Source organism: Brucella sp. IR068 (assembly GCF_049065885.1).
Lineage (GTDB): Bacteria > Pseudomonadota > Alphaproteobacteria > Rhizobiales > Rhizobiaceae > Brucella > Brucella intermedia.
On the sequence record NZ_JBAKHE010000001.1, the window covers coordinates 593,587 to 615,939 of the forward strand.

Genomic DNA, 22,353 nt, shown 5'->3' on the forward strand with positions numbered 1-22,353 from the left:
CGCGATCCGGCTTCATTCTGTCATGCCTTACTGGTCAGTCGCGGTTGCCGGTCAGGATCTCGCGCTTTCCAACATGATTGGCCGGACCGACCAGGCCGTCCTTTTCCATCCGCTCGACGAGGGAGGCGGCACGGTTATAGCCGATACCGAGGCGGCGCTGGATATAGGAGGTGGAGCACTTCTTGTCGCGCATCACCACCTTGACGGCCTGCTCATACACGTCATCGCCATCTTCCGAGCCCATCGCGGTTGCGTCGAACACAGCCGCTTCCTGCGCTGCGTCTTCTTCTTCCTCGTCTTCCGTGACGGTTGCCAGATAATCCGGGCGTCCCTGTTCCTTCAGGTGATTGACCACCTTTTCCACTTCCTCGTCGGAAACGAACGGACCATGGACACGGACGATGCGTCCGCCGCCTGCCATATGCAGCATGTCGCCCTGACCGAGAAGCTGCTCGGCACCCATTTCACCGAGGATGGTGCGGCTGTCGATCTTCGAGGTGACCTGGAAGGAGATACGGGTCGGGAAGTTGGCCTTGATCGTACCGGTAATAACGTCGACCGACGGGCGCTGCGTTGCCATGATGAGGTGGATGCCGGCGGCCCGAGCCATCTGGGCAAGACGCTGGACTGCGCCTTCGATATCCTTGCCTGCAACCATCATCAGGTCGGCCATCTCGTCGATGATGACCACGATGTAAGGCATTGGTGTCAGGTCGAGTTCTTCCTGAATATAGGTAGCTTCACCCGTTTCCTTGTCGAAGCCGGACTGGACCGTGCACATCACGGTTTCGCCCTTGCCCTTGGCGGAAGCAGCACGGGCATTGAAGCCCTCGATGTTGCGCACGCCGAGGCGGGCCATCTTGCGATAGCGTTCTTCCATCTCGCGCACGGCCCATTTAAGGGCAACCACGGCCTTCTTCGGGTCGGTAACAACCGGCGTCAGCAGGTGCGGAATGCCGTCATAGATGGACAGTTCCAGCATCTTCGGATCGACCATGATCAGGCGGCATTCTTCCGGCTTGAAGCGGTAGAGCAGCGACAGGATCATCGTGTTGATGGCAACCGACTTGCCTGAACCGGTGGTGCCAGCCACCAGAAGGTGGGGCATCTTTGCCAGTTCCGCGATGATAGGCTCGCCGCCAATCCCCTTGCCGAGGCAAAGCGGCAGGCGATAGTTCGATGCCTCGAAGGTGCGGCTGTCGATCATTTCGCGCAAGTAGACGGTTTCGCGGTTGGCGTTCGGCAGTTCGATACCGATGACATTGCGGCCCGGAACGACCGCAACGCGGGCGGAAAGCGCCGACATGGAGCGGGCAATATCGTCTGCCAGACCGATGACGCGCGAGGATTTGACACCGGGCGCCGGTTCAAACTCATAGAGCGTGACGACCGGGCCGGGGCGGACATGGATGATTTCGCCGCGCACGCCGAAATCTTCCAGCACGCTTTCGAGGAGTCCGGCGCTGCGTTCCAGCATTTCCTGCGTGATGACATTTCCGTCCTGTTCGGGCGGCATCTGCAACAGGTCGCGCGGCGGGAACTCATAAGCGCCGTGCATGACGGGCGCTTCTGCACGGGGGAGGGGCTGCGGCTGGTAAAGCGCAATTGAAGGCGCGGCTTTTGCAACCGGCGCAGGCGCTTCAATCACCGGCTCGGCAACTTCCACGTCCCCGACGACATGCTCTTCCGCTTCCGAAACGGTCAGCACGATTTCATCTTCGGTGGCTTCGCCGACGACTTCCGGCGCAATCTCCGGCTCGGCCGCGACAGGCTGTGGCGCAGGCGCTTCCACTTCTGTCACAGCAACGGGCTGCGGTGCAGCCACTTCGACCGGAACAGGGGCAACCGGCGTCTCCGCGACTGGCTCGACAGGGGCGGCAGCAACCGGCTCAGGTTGCTTGTTCCATTCGCGAATGCGGAACTGCGCCAGAATGGATTCGACCGTTGGCAAAGGCTTGCGCGGTTCAGCCGGAACAGCCGAAACGAGAGGCTCCGCAGGCACAAGCGCAGTATCGACGCCGCAGCCTTCCCAGAAGGCAAAGTCGGATAGATAGGTGAATGCCGACGGCTGCTCGGGAGTTGCAGGCTCGGTTACAACAGCAACCACTTCCGGGGCGGCTTCTACAGGCGGTGTGACGACAGCAACGGGGACCGCGGGCATTGCAGGGGGAACGGGCGCCACCGGCGAACGAACCATGCCCTGCGATACGGTTTTCTGAAGCTCGGCAACAGCCATGGGTTGCTCTTCGGCAACCTTTTCAACGCTGATCACTGGCGCCGCGTCGGCTGCATGCGCCTGCGTCCGCTCATTGATGCTCGGCAGTTCCTCGCCCCGGCGACGCATGAGCTCGACTTCCGGCGTGCGGGTAAAGCGAACATTCTCACCGAGCGAGAAATGGATTTTCCAGGCATCATCGCTGGCAGGATTGTGGCTTCCCGTCTGGCCGCGAGGCTGCTTCGGGTCCTGAGCGTTCTCTGCACGATTTCCTGTCGATGGGGGGAAATTTTCTCTCAAATTACGCATGATACCTGAACCATAGATACTGTCGCCTGAATGAGCCCAAGTAATAAAAAATGAAGGTTAACAACCCCCTTCCGAAACAGCCCAGACGACAGAAATTTCTTGCAGCCAAATCGTGCCGCCGGAAGGCAGTTCGCAACGCATATCACCATCGGTTGCAACACAAAACCAAACAATAACAGCTTGATAAAGACGTTTCTTATATTGATTTATTCGAATTCGAACAATTACAGGTAGCGACGGCGGCCTGTTAATTTTGCCATTCCACGCATCGCCGGAGGTAAATGCCGCTGACGCGGGCAGACTCACCCGTCAGTCCCGTGCCAGCGCGACGACGGGGTCGAGCCTCGAGGCATTTCGGGCCGGAATGAAGCCGAAACCGATGCCGATCAGGCTGGAGCAGACAAGCGCAACCACGATGGATGCCGGCGAATAGATGAGCTGGAACATCGAGTTGAACTGCGCGAACAGCAGGCCGAAACCGACGGCGATGAGTACGCCCAGAACCCCGCCGATCAGGCAGACCAGAATCGCCTCGATCAGGAATTGCTGCAGGATGTCGCTCTGGCGTGCGCCGATCGCCATGCGGACGCCGATCTCGTTGATTCTTTCCGACACGGCGACGAGCATGATGTTCATCACCCCGATGCCGCCAACGAAAAGCGATATGCCGGCGATGCTGGATACGAGAAGGGCAAGCGTCGCAGTGGTGGCCTGAATCGTCTTTTGCAGGCTGTCGGTGTTGAAGATCGAGAAATCCTTTTCGCCATGCCGCTTGGTCAGGAATGCCGTTATCAGCTTTTCCGCTTCAGACGGGTCCATCGTGTCAGCGACGCGCACAAGGATCATCTGCAGGGAACGCGAGCCGGTCATGCGTGTCTGCACGGTGGTGTAAGGGACATAGACTTCGAGCCGCTGCGCGCTACCCATGCCGCGTTCCTCGGCCTTGACCACGCCGACGATCCGTACCGGCACCTTGCTCAGAAGGATAGTCTTGCCGACGACCGAACCCGCTTCGTGAGGAAAGAGCGTCTTCCGGGCGGTTTCATCGACCACCGCCACCTGCGCCAGATCGTTGACGTTGCGCTGATCGAAAAAGCGGCCTTCGAGCAGCTTGCTGTTGCGGGTAACGAAATAATCTGCGCCGACCCCGCTCACGGAAACGCTGACTTCCTTGTCCTCGACGCGGATCGTCGAACTGGTCGAACTGGACGGCGTTGCCGCCAGAACGTAGGGCAGCTTCGCGATTTCGGTCGCATCCGCCAGATTGAGCGTGGTGATAAGCGCCGCTTTCAGGTCGCCAAATCCCTTGCCGGGGCTGATATAGAGCGTATTGGTGCCCAGATCGCTGATCTGCTCGAGAATCTGCTTCTGCGACCCCTGTCCCAGTGCAACCACGCAGACAACCGATGCCGTGCCGATGATAATGCCGAGCATGGTCAGAAAGGTGCGGAGACGGTGCGCGTTCATCGAGCGAAGCGCCATCGAAAACGCCTCGTTGAAGCGATCCCACATCCCGGCGAAAAGCCTTGGCCTGGCGGGGGCCTGTTCAACCGGCACGGACGTCGCAGGGCGTTCGGTTTCACCGTTTCTCGTATCCGAAATGATCTCGCCGTCGCGAATTTCGATGATGCGCTGCGCACGGGCGGCGACCTGCCGGTCATGCGTCACGATGACGATGGTGCGCCCTTCACGGTTGAGCTCCTGAAGGATGCCGAGAACTTCTTCACCGCTATGGCTGTCGAGCGCGCCGGTCGGTTCGTCGGCAAGAATGACCTCCGCATCGTTGATGAGCGCGCGGGCGATGGAAACGCGCTGCTGCTGTCCGCCGGAAAGCTGGCTCGGGCGATGATGCGTGCGTTCGCCCATCCCGAGTCGTTGCAGGATCATGCGGGCTTTTTGACGCCGTTCTTCCTTTTTCTGGCCTGCATATATGGCGGGAATTTCGACATTGCCCACCGCATCCAGCTCGCCCAGCAGATGATAGCGCTGGAAGATGAAACCGAAATGCTCACGCCGCAACTGCGCCAGTTCATCGGCTTCAAGTTCCGATGTGGCGCGGCCGGAAATCAGATATTCGCCTTCAGACGGCCGGTCCAGGCAGCCGAGAATGTTCATCAGCGTCGATTTGCCCGAACCGGACGCACCGATGATCGCCACCATCTCGCCCCGCTCGATGGTCAGGTTCACATGGTTCAGAACCGTCGTGAAGTCGTCGCCCGAGGGGTAATGCCGGGAGACGCCCTTGAGCGAGAGCAGCGGCGCATCAGCCATGTCAGCTACCAGCCGGGGCGGGGGCCGCGACCTGATTGTCGGTCACGACCTTGTCCCCTTCGTTCAGGCCCGAACGAATTTCTATATTCACCTTGTCGGTAATGCCGGTTTCGACGGTCCGTTCTTCGATCTTGCCAGCGCCGGTCACGACGCGCACCTTGGCCTTGCCGGGTTCGTCCGTGTCTTGCAGAGCGGTTACGGGCGCGATCAAGGCGTCTTTTGCCCGTGCGAGCACGATATGAACCTCGGTGGTCATATAGGTCCTGAGCAGCCCATCCGGATTGGGAACCGTGAAAATGCCCTTGTAATAAATGGCGGAAGCGGTGGCAGTGCTGGAGGACGAACTTACTGCCGTAGTCGTGAAGCTCTTGTCGCTGACGATGGAATCCGGTGCGGGTTCGATCTTTTCCAGCTCGGCATCGTAACGCTTCGAATTTTGTCCCGCTATGGTGAAATAAAGCGGCATCCCCTCGCGAACCTGCGTCACGTCCGCTTCCGAAATATCCGCCTCCACCCTCATGGTGTCGAGCTGGCCCAGAATGGCGATTGTCGGCGCGCTCTGCTGCGCGTTGAGGGTCTGGCCTTCCTGAACCACGGTCGCGAGGATCGTTCCATCGATGGGCGCGGTTATGCGGGTATAAGCGAGATTGGTCTCGGCGATCTGCACCTCGACCTTCGCGGCAGCGATTGCCGCTTCGCTGTTCTCGACCTGCGCTTCCTTCACCTTCACGGTGCTGACCGCCTTGTCGTAATCGGCGCGCGCTACGGCATTCTTGCCGATCATCATCTGGTTACGCGCCAGATCCTGCCGGGCCAGTTCCAGATCGGCAAGATTCTGGGCACGGGTGGCTTCGTTCTGGCGAAGTGACGCCTGGGCCTTGTTCAGTTCGTTCTGCTGGTTGGTCGAGTCGATCAGGGCGACGACCTCTCCGGCTTTTATCTGCTGGCCCGGTTTCACTTTCAGGGAAAGAATGCGGCCCGTCGCCTGAGCGCCGATTGCGACCAGATTTTTAGGCCGCAGCGTGCCGGTGGCAAGAACCGAGCTTTCAATCTCGCCGCGCCTGATCTCTGTCGTGGCGGGCAGGGGCTCTTCCTTGGTCAGCGCACGAACGACGAAATAGCCGACGATCAGCAACGCGATGAGGACCGCCAGCCACAGGCGCCAGCGAAAACGGCGTTTCGACTTGGGTTTCATAGTGGTCTCTTATCGGTTGTCAGCGGAGGAATCCGTGTCGTTTTGACGATGCGGGGGCCTGTATAGCTGTCAACGACTTCCGGCTTCGCAACGTCGATGATGCCGTTCCAGCCGCCGCCAAGCGCTTTCTGCAAGGCGACATAATTCAGCACAAGCTCGGTCCGCGCCTGACTGAGCTCGGTTTCCGCGCCGAGAAGATCGCGTTGCGCCGTCAGCACATCCACGAAGCTCTTGGTGCCCGCCCTGTACTGCTCCAGCGTCAACTCGTTGATCTTCCGGCTGTTGCTCACGATTTTCTGCAGTTGCGCAACGCGCAGACGGTTCTGGTTGAGCGATACGCTGGCATTTTCAACTTCGCTGAGCGCCGTCAGGATGACCTTGCGATAGGCGATGAAGGACTGGTCGCGCGCAGCGCGCGCGGCATCCACATCCGCGCTCAATCTCCCGCCCTGGAAGATCGGGACGGTCAGGCTTGGGCCGAAGTTCCAGCTGATCGTCGACAGCTTTCCAAGATCGCCGAAATTGGCGCCGCCCGTATTGATGGCCCCCGTGAGCGAAACACTTGGATAGAGCAGGGCCTGCTTCTGGCCGACGCTGGCATTGGAACTTGCATAATCGCGTTCGGCTGCACGGACATCGGGGCGGCTCAGCAACAGATCGGCCGGAAGTCCGGCTGATATCTTGCCCGGAATGGCCGGGACCGGACGCGGCTTGTCCAGAACGCTGGCCAGCGACGATGAAGACCGCCCGGTCAGGACGGACAACTGGTTCAGATACTGGGCATAGTTGATCCGCAGTCCCGGCACCTGGGATTCTGTCCTGCTGGCCTGCGTTTCCGCATTCAGAAGATCGACCTGAGAAATCTGGCCAGCTTCAAGCTGGCTGCGCGTCAGTGCAACGGTCTGTCGCTGGGAAGCGGCATTGCGCTGCGCAATGGCAATATCGGCCTGCGCACCGCGCAACCGGGCATAATTGGTGGCGATATCGCCGATCAGCGTGACGAGCGCCGCCCGCAATTGTTCATTTGCGGATTCGACATTGTAATAGGCAGTTTCCACGCCGCGCTTGTTGCCGCCGAAAAGATCGAGTTCCCACGTGGTGTTGAAGCCCATGCTCGACTGATTGGTGGCGAATGTCGCCGGGGTGTCAGATCGCTTGTAGCTCCCGTCGCCATCGAGCTTCGGATAAAGCGCGCCGCCCGCCGAAGTGTAATTGGCGCGAGCCTGCCGCACCTTTGCCTTCGCAGTCGCGACATCGGGGCTGCCTGCAATACCGTCCGCTATCAGCTGATCCAGAACCGGGTCCTTCAGCTTTTTCCACCAGTCGCCCAGTTGCGGGATACGGCTGTCAGCCCTGCTGTTCCAACCGGCAGGCGTCACCACATTCGGCGTCTGATAATCGGGACCAACAGTGACGCACGCCGCCAGCATTGGCAGGATGCTTCCTAATACGGTCAGGCGAACAAGCGATATCGTCAATAAATGGGTCCTGAAATTCCGGTGCTGTCCTCGGACGGTATTCACCCACCGAAAACAAGACGCCCTTATATCTGCAACGGCAGCACCCAGGCACCCCAAGCTCGTGGGAGTATACCTTGGGCCACGTCGAGTCGCGTTTGGGTGGCATAATGCCATCCTTCGCCTTCGACCATCAGCGGATGATCGAAGTCAATTGTGGCAATGCACAGGAAATATCAGGATTGTGTGTGGAAGCCGTCAGCTTCCGCCAAGGTCTAGCCTCTGTCGTTTTCCAGCCAGTCGGCAAGCGAGCAGCGGTTTGCGGCGCGCCCGCGCATCGGTTCGGCCATGCACATTGAATTGAGAACGGCTTCCTGCGTAGACTCCACTGCCGCGCGGAACAAGGTATCGATGCGGTTTTCATTGAGCACGGCGATCTCGACCACATCACGCGCTTCATCGTGATCGAATGTCACCGCCGTCGAAAAGCCGATGGCGATATCGCCGCTTCCATGGCCCCAGAAGGCGCCGAGACGCGCCAGCCCTGCGCCGCAGCGGCGCGTCACGCGCTTCAACTGGCGGTGTTCCATCGGAACATCGGTCGCAAGCACCAGAATGACCGAACCCTTTTCCGGTTGCGCTTCGGCCTTGGGCGAGGGCCTGCGTCCATCGGGAAGAACCAGATCACCGGCCCGACCGAAATTGGTGAGCGCCAGAACGCCGAGATGATGCACCTTGCCGCCCAGTTCGAACTGGCGCGAGGAGGTGCCGATGCCGCCCTTGAAGCCGAAACAGCTCATGCCGGTGCCTGCACCGACATTGCCTTCGCCAACAGTCGTTTCAGCAAACTTCAGAGCTTCCCTTGCGTCAGCTTCCGTAACGGCCATCGCCTGAATATCGTTGAGCGGGCCGTCATTGCATTCCAGAACGACCGGATTGACGGTTGCCGTGGTACGGCCAATATCGGGATTGGCCGCAATCGCCTCGCGGATCAATGCATTGGCGCAGGTTCCGACGCCGAACGTGTTGGTCAGCAGGATCGGCGTTTCCAGCGTGCCCAGTTCCTCGACCTGCACGAGACCGGTGCTCTTGCCGAACCCGTTGATGACATCGCAAGCGGCCAGCACCTTGCGGCGATACAGGTTGCCGTCATGCGGGATGATCGCCGTCACGCCGGTGTTTATATCGCCGCTGCGCAAGGTGCGGTGCCCCACGCGCACGCCCGGCACATCGGTGATGGCGTTATTCTCGCCCGGCTGCATGATGCCGCAAATGATGCCGTAGTCGCGTGCCTTGCCAGTCATGGTCATTTTCCGTTGATGCTAGAGCATTTCCAGCAAAAGTGCGAAGCGGTTTTGCGTAGGATAATGCGACAAAACAAATAGATAGAGCATTTCCAATGATTCAAGGAAACAGGAAATGCTCTAGGGGCAGGGCGTCAAAGACGCCCGGCCTCGATGATGCGTTTGAGGAAAGCCTGCGTGCGCTCCCCTTGCGGATTGCCGAAAATCTGCGACGGAGGGCCTTCTTCATAGACCTTGCCGTTTTGCAGGAAACAGACCTTGTCCGCAACCTCGCGGGCAAAACCCATTTCATGCGTGGCCAGAACCATGGTCATGCCCTTCTTGGCAAGATCGCGCACAATGTCCAGCACTTCCGACACCAGTTCGGGATCGAGCGCCGAGGTGATTTCATCAAGCAGCAGCAGCGTCGGGTCCATCAGCAGGGCGCGCACGATGGCGACGCGCTGTTGCTGGCCGCCGGACAGGCGGTCCGGATATTCCTTCGCCTTGTGATCGAGCCCGATGCGTGCGAGCAGCGCCAGACCTTTTTCCTGGGCTTCCTTCACCGGCATGCCCAGCACCTTCGTCGGTCCCAGCGTGACATTCTCCATCACCGTCATGTGCGGAAACAGATTATAGCCCTGGAAGACGATGCCGATCTCCCGGCGCAGAATGTCGAGGTCCACGCCCGGCCCGGTGACCCGGTCGCCGTGCAGCCGGATTTCGCCTTCGTCGATGGTTTCCAGCCGGTTGATGCAGCGCAACAATGTGGACTTGCCGCAGCCGGAAGGTCCGATCAGGCACACGACCTGATGTTCCTCGATGTTGAGGCTGATGCCGGACAGAACTTCCAGCGCGCCATAGCGCTTGTATGCCTTGTCGATTTCTACGAGTGCCATTGTCCGTCCCCTTACATGCTCGAGCGCATTTTTCTGCGATCACGTTCGATCAGGCGATCGACAAAGCGGGCCTGCGGAATGGTGATGACGATGAACAGGATGGCGACAGTGGTGACAGCCGACAGGTTGAAGTAGTTCGCCGCGATGATCTTCGACTGGTTGAAGGCATCGATGGTGCCGATGATGGCGACCAGTGCGGTATCTTTCTGCAGGCTGATGCAATTGTTCATCAGCGGCGGAATGATGCCGCGCACGGCCAGCGGCACAACCACATAGCGCATGGTGCGCGCATAGGAGAGGCCGAGCGAACGCGCCGCCGCGATCTGGCTTGGATGCACGCTTTCAATGCCTGCGCGATAGACTTCCGACGTATAGGCGCCGTAGGTCAGCGTCAGCGCGATGATGGCATAGGCGTTGGACGACAGGTCCTTGAGGATCGGCAGGCCGGTCAGCGGCAGGCCGAAACCGATGAGATAGATCGTGATGATGGCTGGAAGCCCGCGAAACAGATCGCTGTAAAGCGTTGCAAGCACGCGGATCGGCTTGCCAGCCTTACCCGGCAGGGTGCGCGCAATGGCGATGACGAGCGCCCAGACGAGGATGAGTATGGCCGAGACGAAGAAGATGACGATATTCGTGCCGAAGGCCTTCAGCACCGTGCCCGCCGATTTGGCGATCAGGCTGACGTCGAAGAAGGTCCGGCTGACGGCTGCGTCATTAACGATCATGAACCACGCGCCGGCGCAGATGATGAGGACCGCCACCGCATAGGAAATCACCTGCCAGGAAAGGTCGGATGCCTTTGCACCGAGTTCGCGGCCACGGTAAATGTCCGTGCTCTTTCCGGATTCGCCCGAAATCTGCACGGCGCGCCATGCAAACCACAGGACGGCGAGCGGCGCCAGCAGCAAGGCCGTGCCGACCGCGACGACGGGCAGTTCGGGCCAGCCCTGCGAAATCGTATAGGCCGAAACGCTATAGACCGTCTGGCCCGCAGCCAGAAGGGTGAGGAAGGAAAAGACGAAAGCGAACAGGGAACGACCGCCATGGGTGCGAACCTTGTTTCGGACACGCCATTGCCGCGCGCGTTCCGCGCCTGCATCCGGTGCCGGATAAGACATGATTTATTCTCGCTGAAACAGTATGGGGAACAGTCGGTCCGGGCCGCAACCGACGTTGCGGCTGCGACCCGGGAACCGTCAGATCAAGGCTTCCAGAGCGGAACGTCGGAAGGCGACGTACCCCAGGACGGAAGCAGGTAGGCGGCTTCGAGCTTCTTCAGCGTGCCGTCCTTTTCCATGTCCTCGATCAGCTGATCGATGACCTTCTTGTTTTCCGAACCCTTCGGGTAGATGCCTGCGGTCTGGCCGCCGGACTCATACTTGCCGACAACCGCCAGCTTTCCGTTGGAATTGTGCACCTGTCCGAGAATGATCGAAAGATCGGTCATCACGGCATCGACCTTGCCTGCGGCAAGGGCGGTGAACATCGACGCCGTATCGTCGAACACGTCGAGGCTTGCGACCTTCAGCGTGTCCTGTGCGAACTGAACCAGCGTCGTACCGGCCTGCGTTCCGATCTTCCCGGTCTTCATGTCGGCTTCCGTCACCGGCTTGTCGGCGCGCGCGGCGACACCGTAAGCGGAACTCATGTAAGGAACCGAGAAATCCACGACCTTCTTGCGCGGTTCGGTGACCGAGATCAGCGCGAGCGCGATGTCGTAATCCTTGTTCTGTCCGGCCACAATGGAATCGAATGAGGCGTTGACGAGCTTTACCTTGTCGAGGCCCAGACGATGCGCGATGTTGACGGCCATGCAGAATTCATAGCCGTCCTTGATGGTATCGGGCGTATCGCCGTTGAACTGGCCAAGGGCGGGCAGGTTGATGATGACGGTGAACTGTCCGTCGACCGCCGGATTGATCTTGGCCGAACCCTTTTCACCGGTCAGCGGGCAGTCGCCGTAACCTTCGGTGGCTGCCGATGCGGTTCCCGCACCTGCCAGCGCTGCCGCGCTGGCAAAAAGTGCACCATAGGCTGTCTGTTTCAGTAGTCTTTTTATTGTCATTTTCCCCTCTTGCTTTCATTTTTTGAGGTTAAGGTTGAAATACCGGCTCCGCTCCCGTGCGAGCCATGTCCATGTAGATCTCCTGCAGACGGCGGGTGAGTGGCCCGGGCTTGCCGTCAGAGACTGTGTGATCCTGAATGCCGATGATCGGCGTCACGAAGCTCGATGCGCTCGTGAGGAATGCTTCCTTGGCGGCCTTTGCCTCATCGACCGTGAACAGGCGCTCCTCGATGCGAAGGTTCTGTTCTTCCGCGATCTTGATGACGGCGCGGCGCGTGCAGCCGGGCAGGATGGCATGCGAGTTGGGCCGCGTTACCAGCACATTGTCAGCCGTGATGATGAATGCCGTCGAGGAGCCGCCTTCGGTGACGAAGCCGTCTTCGACCAGCCAGACCTCGTGGAAACCCTTGCTCTTGGCCTGTTTCTTCGCCAGCACCTGCGCCAGAAGCATGACGGTCTTGATGTCGCGGCGCGCCCAGCGCGTATCCGGCGCAACGTCCACACGCACGCCGTTCTGGACCGATGGCGCATTGGCGAGGTTCTTCGCCTGCGTGAACATGACGAAATTGGGCTTGATGTCATCCGTATAGACGAAATCGCGTTCGGCTTCGCCGCGCGTCACCTGCATATAGACGACTCCTTCGTGCATCTTGTTGCGGACGATGAGTTCGATCTGCGCGGCGCGGATCGCATCCAGCGAGGCAGGCAATGGTATTCCGAGTTCCTTGACGGAACGCTCCAGACGAGCCAGGTGAAGTTCGTTATCGACAAGACGGCCATCGATGACAGCGCTGACTTCGTAAATCCCGTCACCAAAAAGAAAGCCGCGATCGAACACCGACACTTTCGCTTCATTCTCAGCGACGAAAGCGCCGTTCAAATAAATTACCCTGGCCAAAACACGTCCTCGGACATCTGTGTGATTGATTGGTCGGGACGGTAGGAAAAAACTTTTGGAGCCGCCAATGCTATGTTTTGCAATAACTATGCAGAAATTGCATAAGGGGCAGAGGTGGGGAAACAAACGAGAACGGCAGTATGAGAGACGGAAGATCGCCTCTCATACTTCAGGCATCGGCGCGGCCCGCAGCCTTTCAAATCATTGCGCGGGGCGGGAGAGGGGGAGCCCTTTCTTGCCAGCGTAGAAGACCAGAATCGTGGCTCCCTCCTTGCCGGTATAACCCCGGTGAGCAATATCAACCGTTTCCGGCAGCACCTCTCCCGCCTTCAAGGTGCGTTTTTCACCGGTGGATTTTTTCTCCACGGTTAGAACCCCCTCCAAGACGTAGCCAACATTCGGGGCCGGATGTTCATGCCACGCCAGACGTGTGAAAGGTGAAATGGTAATTTTCAAAACAGAGAGCTGAGGCGTACCTTCCGGATAGGACTTGTAAACCGTCCCATCCCACGATTGTTCGGACTCCAGCAGTTTTTCACTCTTCACGCCGGGGGTGTTATTGGCATCCGCATGAGCGGACAAAGGAACGAACAGAGAGAAAGAAGACAAGAAACACAAACTATAAATATATAAACGCATTATCATCCTTCCACGGTGGAAAAATCGTTTCTCGGATCACGTGGTGATATATACATTCGGCATCACTTGCCGCAACACCTATATATTTGACTGGTATTTCAATTTTTACACTACCTATATTCAATTCCCACTATGACAGATCACCTGCATTTGAATTGAATAATCGCCTAAAAATTTCAAATCTATTTACATATATATTTCATGAGAACATCTGCGAAATCGGGTTTCGGCATGGTGAGCCGATGACGTTTTCATTTGCAATTAGTGTAGAAGAAAATAAGCGCTAATTATGATCATACGCATCACCTCCCCTTGAGAAGGCCCGCCCCATGGAACTGAAATGGCTGGAAGACTTCATCGCGCTGGCGGCAACGTCGAGTTTCTCGCGCGCGGCAGATACCCGTCATGTGACGCAATCCGCGTTTTCCCGCCGCATCAAGCAGCTTGAACTCTGGCTGGGCGTTACACTGGTCAACCGGGCGACGTTTCCGGCCGAACTTACCCGCGAGGGACGGACCTTCCTGCCTGTCGCGCAGGAAACCGTTCGCCAGTTCTACAACACGCGCAAGGCGCTGCAGCCGAGCCGCGAGGTTCAAAACCCCGTCCTCACATTTTCAGCGCTGCACACGCTGACGGTCACCTTCTTCCCCCACTGGCTGAAGCAGATCGAGAATGACATTGGCGGCATACGCTCAATGCTCAGTCCGGATCGCGGCGGCTTCGAGGACAACATAGCGACGCTGACGGAAGGGGAGGTACATTTCTTCCTGACCTATGCGCACAGTTCGGTGCCGATCCTCATCGACCGCACGCAATTTCCCTATATCGTGCTTGGCACGGAACGGCTGTTGCCGGTCTCGCGCCCTTCGCCGGCAGGGCCGACGCTCGACCACGCCATTGCCAGCGGAGAAGCGCTGCCATATCTGAGCTATGGCGACTTTTCCTTCTTCGGGGCCGTACTGTCGCAGAAATTTGCATCCGGCAACGCGTTCGAGCGTCAGGTAGTCCACGAGAACACCATGTCGATCGGTCTCAAGGCCATGGCGGTTGCCGACTGGGGCACCGCATGGCTGCCGGAGAGCCTCATCTACGACGAATTGCGGCGAGGCGAGCTCGTACCGGCTTCTGCCGATCCCTACTGGGACGTCACTGTCGAAATCCGCATCTATCGTCATGATGCAGCACTTCCGGCCCATGCAGAAAGCTTCTGGGAATATTTGCAGGCAAAAGATCGGGCAATATCTGAAAAGGGCGATTGACAGCACCCCGCTGTCAGCGCTGTAAAAGGCAACATATCTTCAGCCGGTAGCAGGGGACACATCGCGGCATGAAAGTTACCATTGAACAGACGCTCGATCAGGCAGGTACGGGCGCATTTCAACGCGGTCTTCTGGGCGTGTTCGGTCTGGTCTGGGCCGCCGACGCCATGCAGGTGCTGGCGGTCGGCTTTACCGGCGCATCCATCGCGCGGACATTCGGGCTCACCATCCCGCAGGCCTTGCAGACCGGCACGCTGTTTTTCCTCGGCATGCTGATCGGTGCTGCCGCATTCGGCAGGCTGGCGGACAAATACGGTCGTCGCCGCGTGCTTCTGATTACCGTCGCCTGCGATGCCGTGTTCGGGTTGCTTTCGGCATTTGCGCCAAATTTCGGCATTCTGCTTGCCCTGCGCTTCATGACGGGTGTGGCAGTGGGTGGAACCTTGCCGGTCGATTACGCGATGATGGCGGAATTCCTGCCCGCGAGGAACCGTGGCCGCTGGCTCGTGATGCTGGAAGGCTTCTGGGCGGTCGGCACGGTTATCATTGCGCTTGCGGCCTGGGCGACAAGTCTCGCGGGCGTCGAGGATGCATGGCGCTATATCTTCATCGTCACGGCAGCCCCCGCTCTTATCGGCATCTGGCTGCGCCTCTGGGTGCCGGAATCCCCGATGCATCTTCTCAAGTCGGAACGCCCGGAAGAAGCGAAATCAGTCATGAACCGCGTGCTTCGCCGCAACGGCAAGCCAGAACTGCCGCCGAAAGCCCGCCTCGAAGCGCCGCTCATGGTCACGAATGAAAAGCTGCTCTCGCCCAATCTGCGCCAGCGCACGCTGACGACACTGGCGATCTGGTTTCTCGTTTCGGTTTCCTATTACGGCATTTTCACCTGGATACCGGCAAAGCTCGCCGGTGACGGCTTCGGCTTTGTCCGCGGTTACGGCTTCCTTGTCGTGGTTGCACTGGCGCAATTGCCGGGCTACGCGCTTGCCGCCTATGGCGTCGAGGCGTGGGGACGCAAGAAGACGCTGATTGCCTTCCTGTTCATCAGCGCTGCCGCCTGCGCGCTCTTTACCGTCGCCAACAGTTCCGCAGTCGTGGGTGCGTCCATTCTCATCATGAGCTTTGCGCTGCTTGGCACATGGGGCGCGCTCTATGCCTTCACGCCGGAGCTTTACCCGACCGGATTGCGCGCAAGCGGAATGGGAGCGGCAGGCGCGATGGCTCGCCTTGGCGGCCTGCTTGCACCGTCCGCGCTGGCGCTCGTCATCAGCCAGAGTTTCTATGTGGCAGTAGCACTGTTTGCGGGGCTTCTGGCGCTGGCCGGCATCATCGCCTTCTTCATCGATGTGGAAACGCGGCAGAAGGCGCTGGACTGACGATCAGGCCCGGAAGCCAATCCGGCTTCCGGCTTATTCAGCTATACTGTATTCGCCAGCCACTGCCTTCGGTAGGCGGCATAGGCGTCGTTGCGTGGCTTGAATATCCTGCCATGTTTTTCGGGAACGGTTGCGCCTGCAAGCAATCCGGCGCCAAGCGCGGTGCCGGTCGATCCCGTGACCGCTTCAACATCGCGGCCCGTAAAGTTCGCGAGGGCTTCAAGATAGGTCACGTTTCCAGCAAACGGGCCTTCGACAATGACCGGGCCATCGGCACCCAGCAGCCGAAGACAAGTTTCCGTCATCAGCGCGGCATAGATGCAGGCGGCAACATGGCGCTCCGCATCGCTGGTCGTCTCCGCGTTGATCCAGCGAAGGCTGGAATGCGGGTAGGGGCCGCAGCCGGGAACGGCCGAAGGCTGCGCCATGATCCGCCGCTCCAGCACCCGCGCCACAATATCAGGCAATTCGGCGGCCGGAGGCACGGACAATCCCTCGGTCATGAGGTCGAACTCGCGCCCGCCCATGTAACGCGCAGAAGGCACCGCTCTTCCATAGGCATCGACATTGGCCAGAGTGTCTCGCGCCGGGTCCAGCCCGTCGAGATTGCCGCCAACGGCAAAGCTGACGACCCATGTCCCGGTCGAAACCACCGAAAACGAACCATCGCGATCCATCAGATGCGCCAGCAGCGAGGCGTTAGAATCGTGAATGCCGCAATGAACCGGCACAGACCGGCTTAGGCCGATTTCCTCGGCAATTTCAGGAAGCACATTGCCGAGCGCATCGAAGGCAGAGCGAAGCGGCGGAAATTTCTCGCGAATGTCCAGCCGGTCAACGAGGGGCGAGAAGGCGGATTCCTTCGGCAGCCATAGATCGGTGTGGCACCCGAGCGACGTCACTTCCGTGGCCGCTATGCCGGTCAGGCGCCACGCCCAATATTGGGGATAGGTGAATATGAAATGCACCTGCGCAAAATCGTCTGGAAACGTGGTCTTCAGAAAATGAAGCTGCGCACCAAGGTTGAGGCCGAGCGAAAGCGACGGGGAAAACGTATCCTTGAAATCGGGTTTGATGGCGGCATAGGCGGCACGGATTTCTGCCGGATAGTCGAGTTCATAATCGAGGACAGGCATCGCCAGAGTGCCGTCCGCCGCGACAAGGGCGGCTGATGCGCCGTGCGTCGTGATTGAAATGGCGTCGAAGCCCGGATCTCGGGCAAAAGCTGCAAGACTTTTCAAGAAAAAGCGCCACAGCCCGTCAATGTCATAATGCGGATAGGGACCATCGCGCAGCACAATATTGGGCATGCGGCTGGCCGCAATCTCTTCGCCGCTCGCCGCATCCAGCACAACGACCTTGGCGTTTGTCTTGCCTATATCCAGAATGGCAATGTGTTTCATGGGCGCTTCATGGCATATGAAAGACAGGCTTGAGGTCCACCGAAACCGGCGAATTGTCCGGATTGGTCGCCATGATGTCGGCCATATGCGCCCACCACTTTTTCATCACCGGATGATCGGGCAGGGCGGCCATGCCGTGATTGGCACTGCGCGTCAGCACGCCGAAGAGGGCACTGCTCTCCTCATCGAAATAGATGGCATAGTCCGACACGCCAGCCTTGTGCAAGAGTTCCACCAGTTCCGGCCATATCGCGTCATGGCGGCGGCGATATTCCGCTTCCATGCCGGGGTTCAGCTTCATGCGAAATGCATAGCGTTCACTGGTCATGCAGCGCGCCTCGCCCTGAGCTGCCTGACAAGGATGGGCAGTGAAATGGTGACGATCAGAAGCAGGCCGATGAAGATCGACATGACGATGCCCGGCACATTGAGAAGACCAAGGCCGAAGGTCACGAGGCCCATCACGAAAGCGGCGATCACCACGCCGACGATCGTGCCCGAGCCGCCGAGGATCGACACGCCGCCAAGCACCACCATGGTGACGATTTCCAGTTCCCAGCCCTGCGCGATGGACGGGCGCGTGGAGCCGAGGCGCGAGGTAAGGCAGACCGCAGCAATGCCGCTCATCACCCCGGTCATGAGGAAAAGCACAAACTTGGTTTTCTCGACCGGAATGCCGGAAAAGCGCGACGCAAATTCATTGTTGCCGATGGCATAGATGCGGCGCCCGAAACTGGTCCGGTGCAGGAGCACGCCAAACAGCAGGGCAAAGAGCACAAACAGCGCGAATTCGAACGAGATCACCCAGAACACATAGCCCTGTCCGAAATAGGCAAAACTTTCCGGATAGCCGCCAAAGGCCTGATCGCCGAGCACGATATAGGAAATGCCGCGAAACAGGCTCATCGTGCCGATGGTGACCACGATAGAGGGCAGTTTCAGCCCTGCAACCAGCCCGCCATTGATCGCGCCGCAGACAAGACCCGTGCCGATGCCGATCAGGACGAGGCCGGGAGTGCCGACGCCAGCCTGCGCCGCCGCGCCCATGGCCGTGGAGGCAAGCGCGATGATGGCGGCGACCGAAAGGTCGATCTCACCGGAAATGATCAGAAGCGTCATCGCGAAGGCGATCAATGCCTTTTCGGTAAAGTTGAACGTGGCGTCCGACAGGTTCCAGGCATTGAGGAAATAAGGCGAGGCGAAGGAATTGGCGATGAAGATCGCAATCGCCACGCCAAGCAGAAGCATTTCCCAGCTTGCGAAGATGCGCGAGAAAGGCGTTCCGAGCCGGTCGGGAATGTGACGGCGCTGTTCGTTATTCATGCCGCAGCCTCCTCATAAGTCTTTGCGGCCTTGTCGCGCAGGATGATGCGTCCGCGCCGCTTTTCCTGCCGCGCATTGAAGATCACGGCCAGAATGATGACGGAACCGGAGATCGCCATCTGCCAGAAGGGCGATATGTCGATGACCGGCAGGGCGTTCTTGATGACGCCGAGGAAAAGCGCGCCCAGCACCGCACCGGCAACCGTACCGATCCCGCCAAGCGTCGAGATGCCGCCGATGACGCAGGCCGCGACGCTGTCGAGTTCGAACCCGGCTGCAACATCCACATAGGCGACGGCATAGCGCGACACCCAGAGATAGCCGCAAAGCCCGGCAAGCGCGCCCGACAGCACAAAGGCGAAGAAGCGCGTGCGCCCCACATCGATGCCGGTATAGACGGCGGCGGTCGGGTTGCCGCCCGAGGCATAAAGCGCGCGCCCGAAGAAGGTCCGCGTCAACAGCACATAGATCAGCGCGACGATCAGGATCGCCGTCCAGCCAAGCAGCGGCAGGCCGAAAACCACCGTGCGTGGCGTGTTGAGAAACGGCGCCGTCATCTGGTGCGCATTGACCCACGCGCCGCCGGAGAGCACGAAGGCCATCCCGCGATAGATGGTAAGCGTACCCAGTGTGACGACAATGGCCGGAATGTTGAGCTTCCAGACGAGAATGCCGTTGATCGCACCCAGAACCGCACCGATGCCAACGGCCAGCACGATGAGAAGCACCAGCGGCAGGCCGGGATAGGTCGCGTTCAGCATCGCGACCGCCATGCCGGTAAAGGCGAGATTGGCGGCGACCGACAGATCGATGGATTTTGTCAGGATCACCGCCATCTGCCCGAGCGCGATGATGATCAGGATCGACGTATCGTTGAAAATATTCGCCAGATTTCCGGCGCTGGCGAAGCCCGGCGCGCGGCTTGCGAACAGCCCCACCATAAGCGCGATGATAACGAGGAGCAGGAGTTCGCGCTGCTTGAGCAACTGTTTCATCGTCTACTCCGTGTTTCCGGTGGCGGCGCGCACCAGCACTTCCGCGTCGAGACTGGCGCGCTCGAACATGCCTTCCATCAGCCCTTCGCGCATCACCATCACCCGGTCCGACATGCCGATGATTTCCGGCAGTTCCGACGAGATCATGATGATGCTCAAGCCTTCTGCCGCCAGTTCGCTGATGAAGGCGTGGACCGCGGCCTTGGAGCCGATGTCGATGCCCTTGGTCGGCTCGTCGAGAATGATGACCTTCGGGCTGGTGGCAAGCCACTTGCCGATGACGACCTTCTGCTGGTTGCCGCCGGATAGGGTTCCGACAGGGACCGAAAGTGCGGCGGCGCGCAGGTCGAAACGCTCGGCATATTTGCGCGCCAGCGCCAGTTCTTCCGCCATGCGCAGAAAGCCGTTGCGTGACGTGCGGGCAAGCGAGGGCAGCGACACATTCTGGAAGATCGGCAATTGCAGCACGGCGCCGTGGCGTCCGCGCTCTTCCGGCACATAGACGATCCCATGCGCCACCGCATCGCCGGGGCGGCGGATGCTGATCTCGCGGTCTTCCAGCACGACACGGCCGCTCGAAGGCCTGGTGATGCCGAAGAGCGACTGCGCGAACTCCGAACGCCCAGCACCGACAAGTCCATAAACGCCGAGAATTTCACCCTTGCGCAGCTCAAATGAAATGTCGCGAAATTCGGTCGGATGCGAATAGTTTTCAACCTTCAGCACGGGCTTGCCGATGGCGACAACCTGCTTGGGAAAAGCCTGCTCGACGGAGCGCCCGACCATCATGCGCACGATATCATTCTGCCGCGTATCGGCCAGCGCGCCGTGTCCCACGGCGTGACCGTCGCGGAAAACGGCATAATTATCGGCGATTTCATAAACTTCATCGAACTTGTGGCTGATGAACAGGATGGCCTTGCCCTGCGCCTTCAGCCGCGCCACGATGCGGAACAGATCGTCCACTTCCTTGCGCGACAGCGCAGCGGTGGGCTCATCCATGATGACGATGCGTGAATCCACCGACAAGGCGCGGGCAATGGCGACCAGATGGCGTTGCGCGATGGACAGTTCCTTCAGCTTGATACGCGCATCGACGGTCGTTTCCAGCGACGACAGCAGCGCCTGTGAGCGCGCATAAACGGCCTTCCAGTTGACAAAGCCCAACCTCGTGCGCGGCGCATGGCCGAGATAGATGTTTTCGCCCACCGACAATTCGTCGAAAAGCACGGTTTCCTGATGAATGGCCGTAACGCCGTGATCGGTCGCATCCTGCGCCGTCGCGAAATGCACCGGCTTGCCGTCGATAAGGATTTCGCCTTCGTCGGGCTGGTAGATACCGGTCAGGATTTTCACGAGCGTGGATTTTCCCGCGCCGTTCTCGCCGATCAGCGCCGTCACCTTGCCAGGATAAAGCGCGATGTTCACGTCATCAAGCGCTCGCACACCCGGAAAGGTCTTGGCTATGCCGCGCATTTCCAGAATGGGCTGGTCCGTGGCGGCAAGTGCCGGCTCTCCGCCGGATTGGCCGCCGGATTGGCCGTTGGATAGAAAGGCTGCATTCATCGCAGATACCTGAAATCGGGTTTGGAAAGCGACAGGCGGCATTGGGTGCGACACCCAATGCATCTTTCGTGCGCGCATCCCGAAAACCGGTTTCCACTTTTCGGGATGCGCTTTTCCGATCAGAAGACCTTGGAGAACTCGTCGATATTCGACGCGTCATAGACGAACGGATCGCTCATCGCAGCTTCGCCGTTATCGCCGATCTTGATCTTGCCCATGCGTCCGGCTTCGATTTCAGAGCCCGGCTTGCCATCGGCATCGCCCTTGACGAGGTGATAGGCAATCTGGGTTGCCGAATAGCCGAGGTCGATCGGGTTCCAGATCGCGAATTCCTTGGTCGCGCCCGACTTGATGGCACCGGCCATTTCGGAGGGAAGGCCAAGGCCCGTCACATAGACTTCGCCGATCTTGCCCGCATCCTTCACGGCCTGCGAGGCGGCGAGGACGCCAACGGTGGTCGGCGCCACGATGACCTTGACGTTCGGGTTCGACTTCAGGAGGCCCTGTGCTTCACGATAGCTCTTGTCGGCCAGGTCGTCACCGTAAACAGTCGTCACCAGATTGAGGCCGGGGAAGTCTTTCAGCTGCTTCTTCATCTCGCCGATCCAGATATTCTGGTTGGTCGAGGTGGTGGTGGCGGAAAGGATCGCGAAATCGCCCTTGCCATCCGGCAGGTGATCGGCGGCAAGCTTGAGGCACATCTTGCCGATCAGTTCGTTCGAGGACGGATTGAGGTGAACGATGCGGCCTTCAGGTGCGACGCCCGAATCCCACGAAATGACCTTGATGCCGCGCTGCGCGGCTTTCTTCAGGGCAGGGACGACCGCATCCGGGTCGTTGGCAGAAATGGCGATTGCGTCAACGCCCTGCGCGATCAGGGAATTGATGACCTCGATCTGGCCTTCCGCCGTCGTCGTGGTCGGGCCGGTATAGATGACCTCTACACTATCCCCTCCCTCGGCCAGTTCCTTGGCGGCTTCCTGCGCGCCCTTGTTGGCAGCTTCAAAGAAGCCGTTGCCGAGCGACTTTGCGACAAGCGCGATCTTCATGTCGGCGGCCTGCGCGTGGGTGGCCATGAAGGCCACGGCCAGCGCTGTACCCAGTACAAGTTTCTTGAAAAGTTTCATGTCTCATTCCTCCCAGTATAAAGACATATGTTTGCTTCGTCCGGTTCGGAACCGGAGCGTAAGTCAG

18 protein-coding genes and 1 pseudogene are annotated in these 22,353 nt (G+C 59.4%); 2 read left to right on the plus strand and 17 right to left on the minus strand.

Features of this window, described 5'->3' with window-relative positions:
- Positions 1-34: 34 nt before the first annotated feature.
- The 11 genes and pseudogenes from ACOWVS_RS02730 to ACOWVS_RS02780 form a co-directional block, all read right to left on the minus strand.
- Complete coding sequence (locus ACOWVS_RS02730) at positions 35-2,161, minus strand: DNA translocase FtsK (RefSeq protein ID WP_410171135.1); 2,127 nt, start codon at positions 2,159-2,161, stop codon at positions 35-37.
- Positions 2,155-2,524 (minus strand): annotated as a pseudogene (locus ACOWVS_RS02735) (DNA translocase FtsK); the annotation flags it as partial. The pseudogene ACOWVS_RS02735 and the gene ACOWVS_RS02730, both read right to left, overlap by 7 nt.
- Before the next feature lie 309 nt (positions 2,525-2,833).
- A complete protein-coding gene (locus ACOWVS_RS02740) occupies positions 2,834-4,795 on the minus strand; it encodes a MacB family efflux pump subunit (protein ID WP_006468825.1) in 1,962 nt (653 codons plus the stop codon).
- A gap of 1 nt (position 4,796) precedes the next feature.
- Positions 4,797-5,990 carry an efflux RND transporter periplasmic adaptor subunit gene (locus tag ACOWVS_RS02745; protein WP_006468827.1) on the minus strand — a complete coding sequence of 398 codons (1,194 nt, stop codon included), beginning with the start codon at positions 5,988-5,990 and terminating at the stop codon, positions 4,797-4,799.
- On the minus strand, positions 5,987-7,468 hold the full coding sequence (locus ACOWVS_RS02750) for an efflux transporter outer membrane subunit (protein ID WP_139309249.1): 1,482 nt from the start codon (positions 7,466-7,468) through the stop codon (positions 5,987-5,989). Before ACOWVS_RS02750 ends, ACOWVS_RS02745 begins: the two co-directional genes overlap by 4 nt.
- A gap of 254 nt (positions 7,469-7,722) precedes the next feature.
- Positions 7,723-8,751, minus strand: a complete 1,029-nt coding sequence (locus ACOWVS_RS02755; RefSeq protein ID WP_006471013.1) for a P1 family peptidase — start codon at positions 8,749-8,751, stop codon at positions 7,723-7,725.
- 134 nt (positions 8,752-8,885) lie between these two features.
- Positions 8,886-9,629 (minus strand): amino acid ABC transporter ATP-binding protein, encoded by a 744-nt coding sequence (locus ACOWVS_RS02760; RefSeq protein ID WP_006468831.1) that lies wholly within the window; start codon positions 9,627-9,629, stop codon positions 8,886-8,888.
- A gap of 11 nt (positions 9,630-9,640) precedes the next feature.
- The gene (locus ACOWVS_RS02765; RefSeq protein ID WP_006468832.1) at positions 9,641-10,750 is read right to left on the minus strand and encodes an amino acid ABC transporter permease; all 1,110 of its coding nucleotides are present in this window, start codon (positions 10,748-10,750) and stop codon (positions 9,641-9,643) included.
- A gap of 83 nt (positions 10,751-10,833) precedes the next feature.
- Complete coding sequence (locus tag ACOWVS_RS02770; protein WP_006468833.1) at positions 10,834-11,697, minus strand: ABC transporter substrate-binding protein; 864 nt, start codon at positions 11,695-11,697, stop codon at positions 10,834-10,836.
- A gap of 28 nt (positions 11,698-11,725) precedes the next feature.
- A complete protein-coding gene (locus ACOWVS_RS02775) occupies positions 11,726-12,595 on the minus strand; it encodes a D-amino-acid transaminase (protein ID WP_006471014.1) in 870 nt (289 codons plus the stop codon).
- A 201-nt stretch (positions 12,596-12,796) separates the two neighbouring features.
- Positions 12,797-13,234: a cupin domain-containing protein gene (locus tag ACOWVS_RS02780; RefSeq protein ID WP_006471015.1), complete on the minus strand. Its 438-nt coding sequence runs from the start codon at positions 13,232-13,234 to the stop codon at positions 12,797-12,799.
- A 329-nt stretch (positions 13,235-13,563) separates the two neighbouring features.
- Here ACOWVS_RS02780 and ACOWVS_RS02785 point away from each other — a divergent pair, with 329 nt between their 5' ends.
- Both ACOWVS_RS02785 and ACOWVS_RS02790 read left to right on the plus strand, forming a co-directional pair.
- Positions 13,564-14,493: a LysR family transcriptional regulator gene (locus ACOWVS_RS02785; protein ID WP_006468836.1), complete on the plus strand. Its 930-nt coding sequence runs from the start codon at positions 13,564-13,566 to the stop codon at positions 14,491-14,493.
- Positions 14,494-14,561: 68 nt separating this feature from the next.
- Positions 14,562-15,872, plus strand: a complete 1,311-nt coding sequence (locus ACOWVS_RS02790; RefSeq protein ID WP_006468837.1) for an MFS transporter — start codon at positions 14,562-14,564, stop codon at positions 15,870-15,872.
- A 41-nt stretch (positions 15,873-15,913) separates the two neighbouring features.
- Here the strand turns inward: ACOWVS_RS02790 and ACOWVS_RS02795 are convergent, their stop codons facing one another.
- The 6 genes from ACOWVS_RS02795 to rhaS all read right to left on the minus strand — a co-directional run bounded on the left by ACOWVS_RS02795 (position 15,914) and on the right by rhaS (position 22,286).
- Positions 15,914-17,275 carry an FGGY-family carbohydrate kinase gene (locus ACOWVS_RS02795; RefSeq protein WP_006468838.1) on the minus strand — a complete coding sequence of 454 codons (1,362 nt, stop codon included), beginning with the start codon at positions 17,273-17,275 and terminating at the stop codon, positions 15,914-15,916.
- A gap of 7 nt (positions 17,276-17,282) precedes the next feature.
- On the minus strand, positions 17,283-17,603 hold the full coding sequence (rhaM, locus tag ACOWVS_RS02800; RefSeq protein ID WP_006468839.1) for an L-rhamnose mutarotase: 321 nt from the start codon (positions 17,601-17,603) through the stop codon (positions 17,283-17,285).
- The gene (locus ACOWVS_RS02805; RefSeq protein WP_006471016.1) at positions 17,600-18,598 is read right to left on the minus strand and encodes an ABC transporter permease; all 999 of its coding nucleotides are present in this window, start codon (positions 18,596-18,598) and stop codon (positions 17,600-17,602) included. The genes rhaM and ACOWVS_RS02805 overlap by 4 nt, the downstream gene beginning before the upstream one ends.
- Entirely contained in the window at positions 18,595-19,593 is a 999-nt protein-coding gene (locus tag ACOWVS_RS02810; RefSeq protein WP_006468840.1) for an ABC transporter permease, read from the minus strand. Before ACOWVS_RS02810 ends, ACOWVS_RS02805 begins: the two co-directional genes overlap by 4 nt.
- Positions 19,594-19,596: 3 nt before the next feature.
- Entirely contained in the window at positions 19,597-21,159 is a 1,563-nt protein-coding gene (locus ACOWVS_RS02815) for a sugar ABC transporter ATP-binding protein (RefSeq protein ID WP_031346408.1), read from the minus strand.
- A 119-nt stretch (positions 21,160-21,278) separates the two neighbouring features.
- Positions 21,279-22,286: a rhamnose ABC transporter substrate-binding protein gene (gene rhaS / locus ACOWVS_RS02820; RefSeq protein WP_021586049.1), complete on the minus strand. Its 1,008-nt coding sequence runs from the start codon at positions 22,284-22,286 to the stop codon at positions 21,279-21,281.
- Between the last annotated feature and the right edge of the window lie 67 nt (positions 22,287-22,353).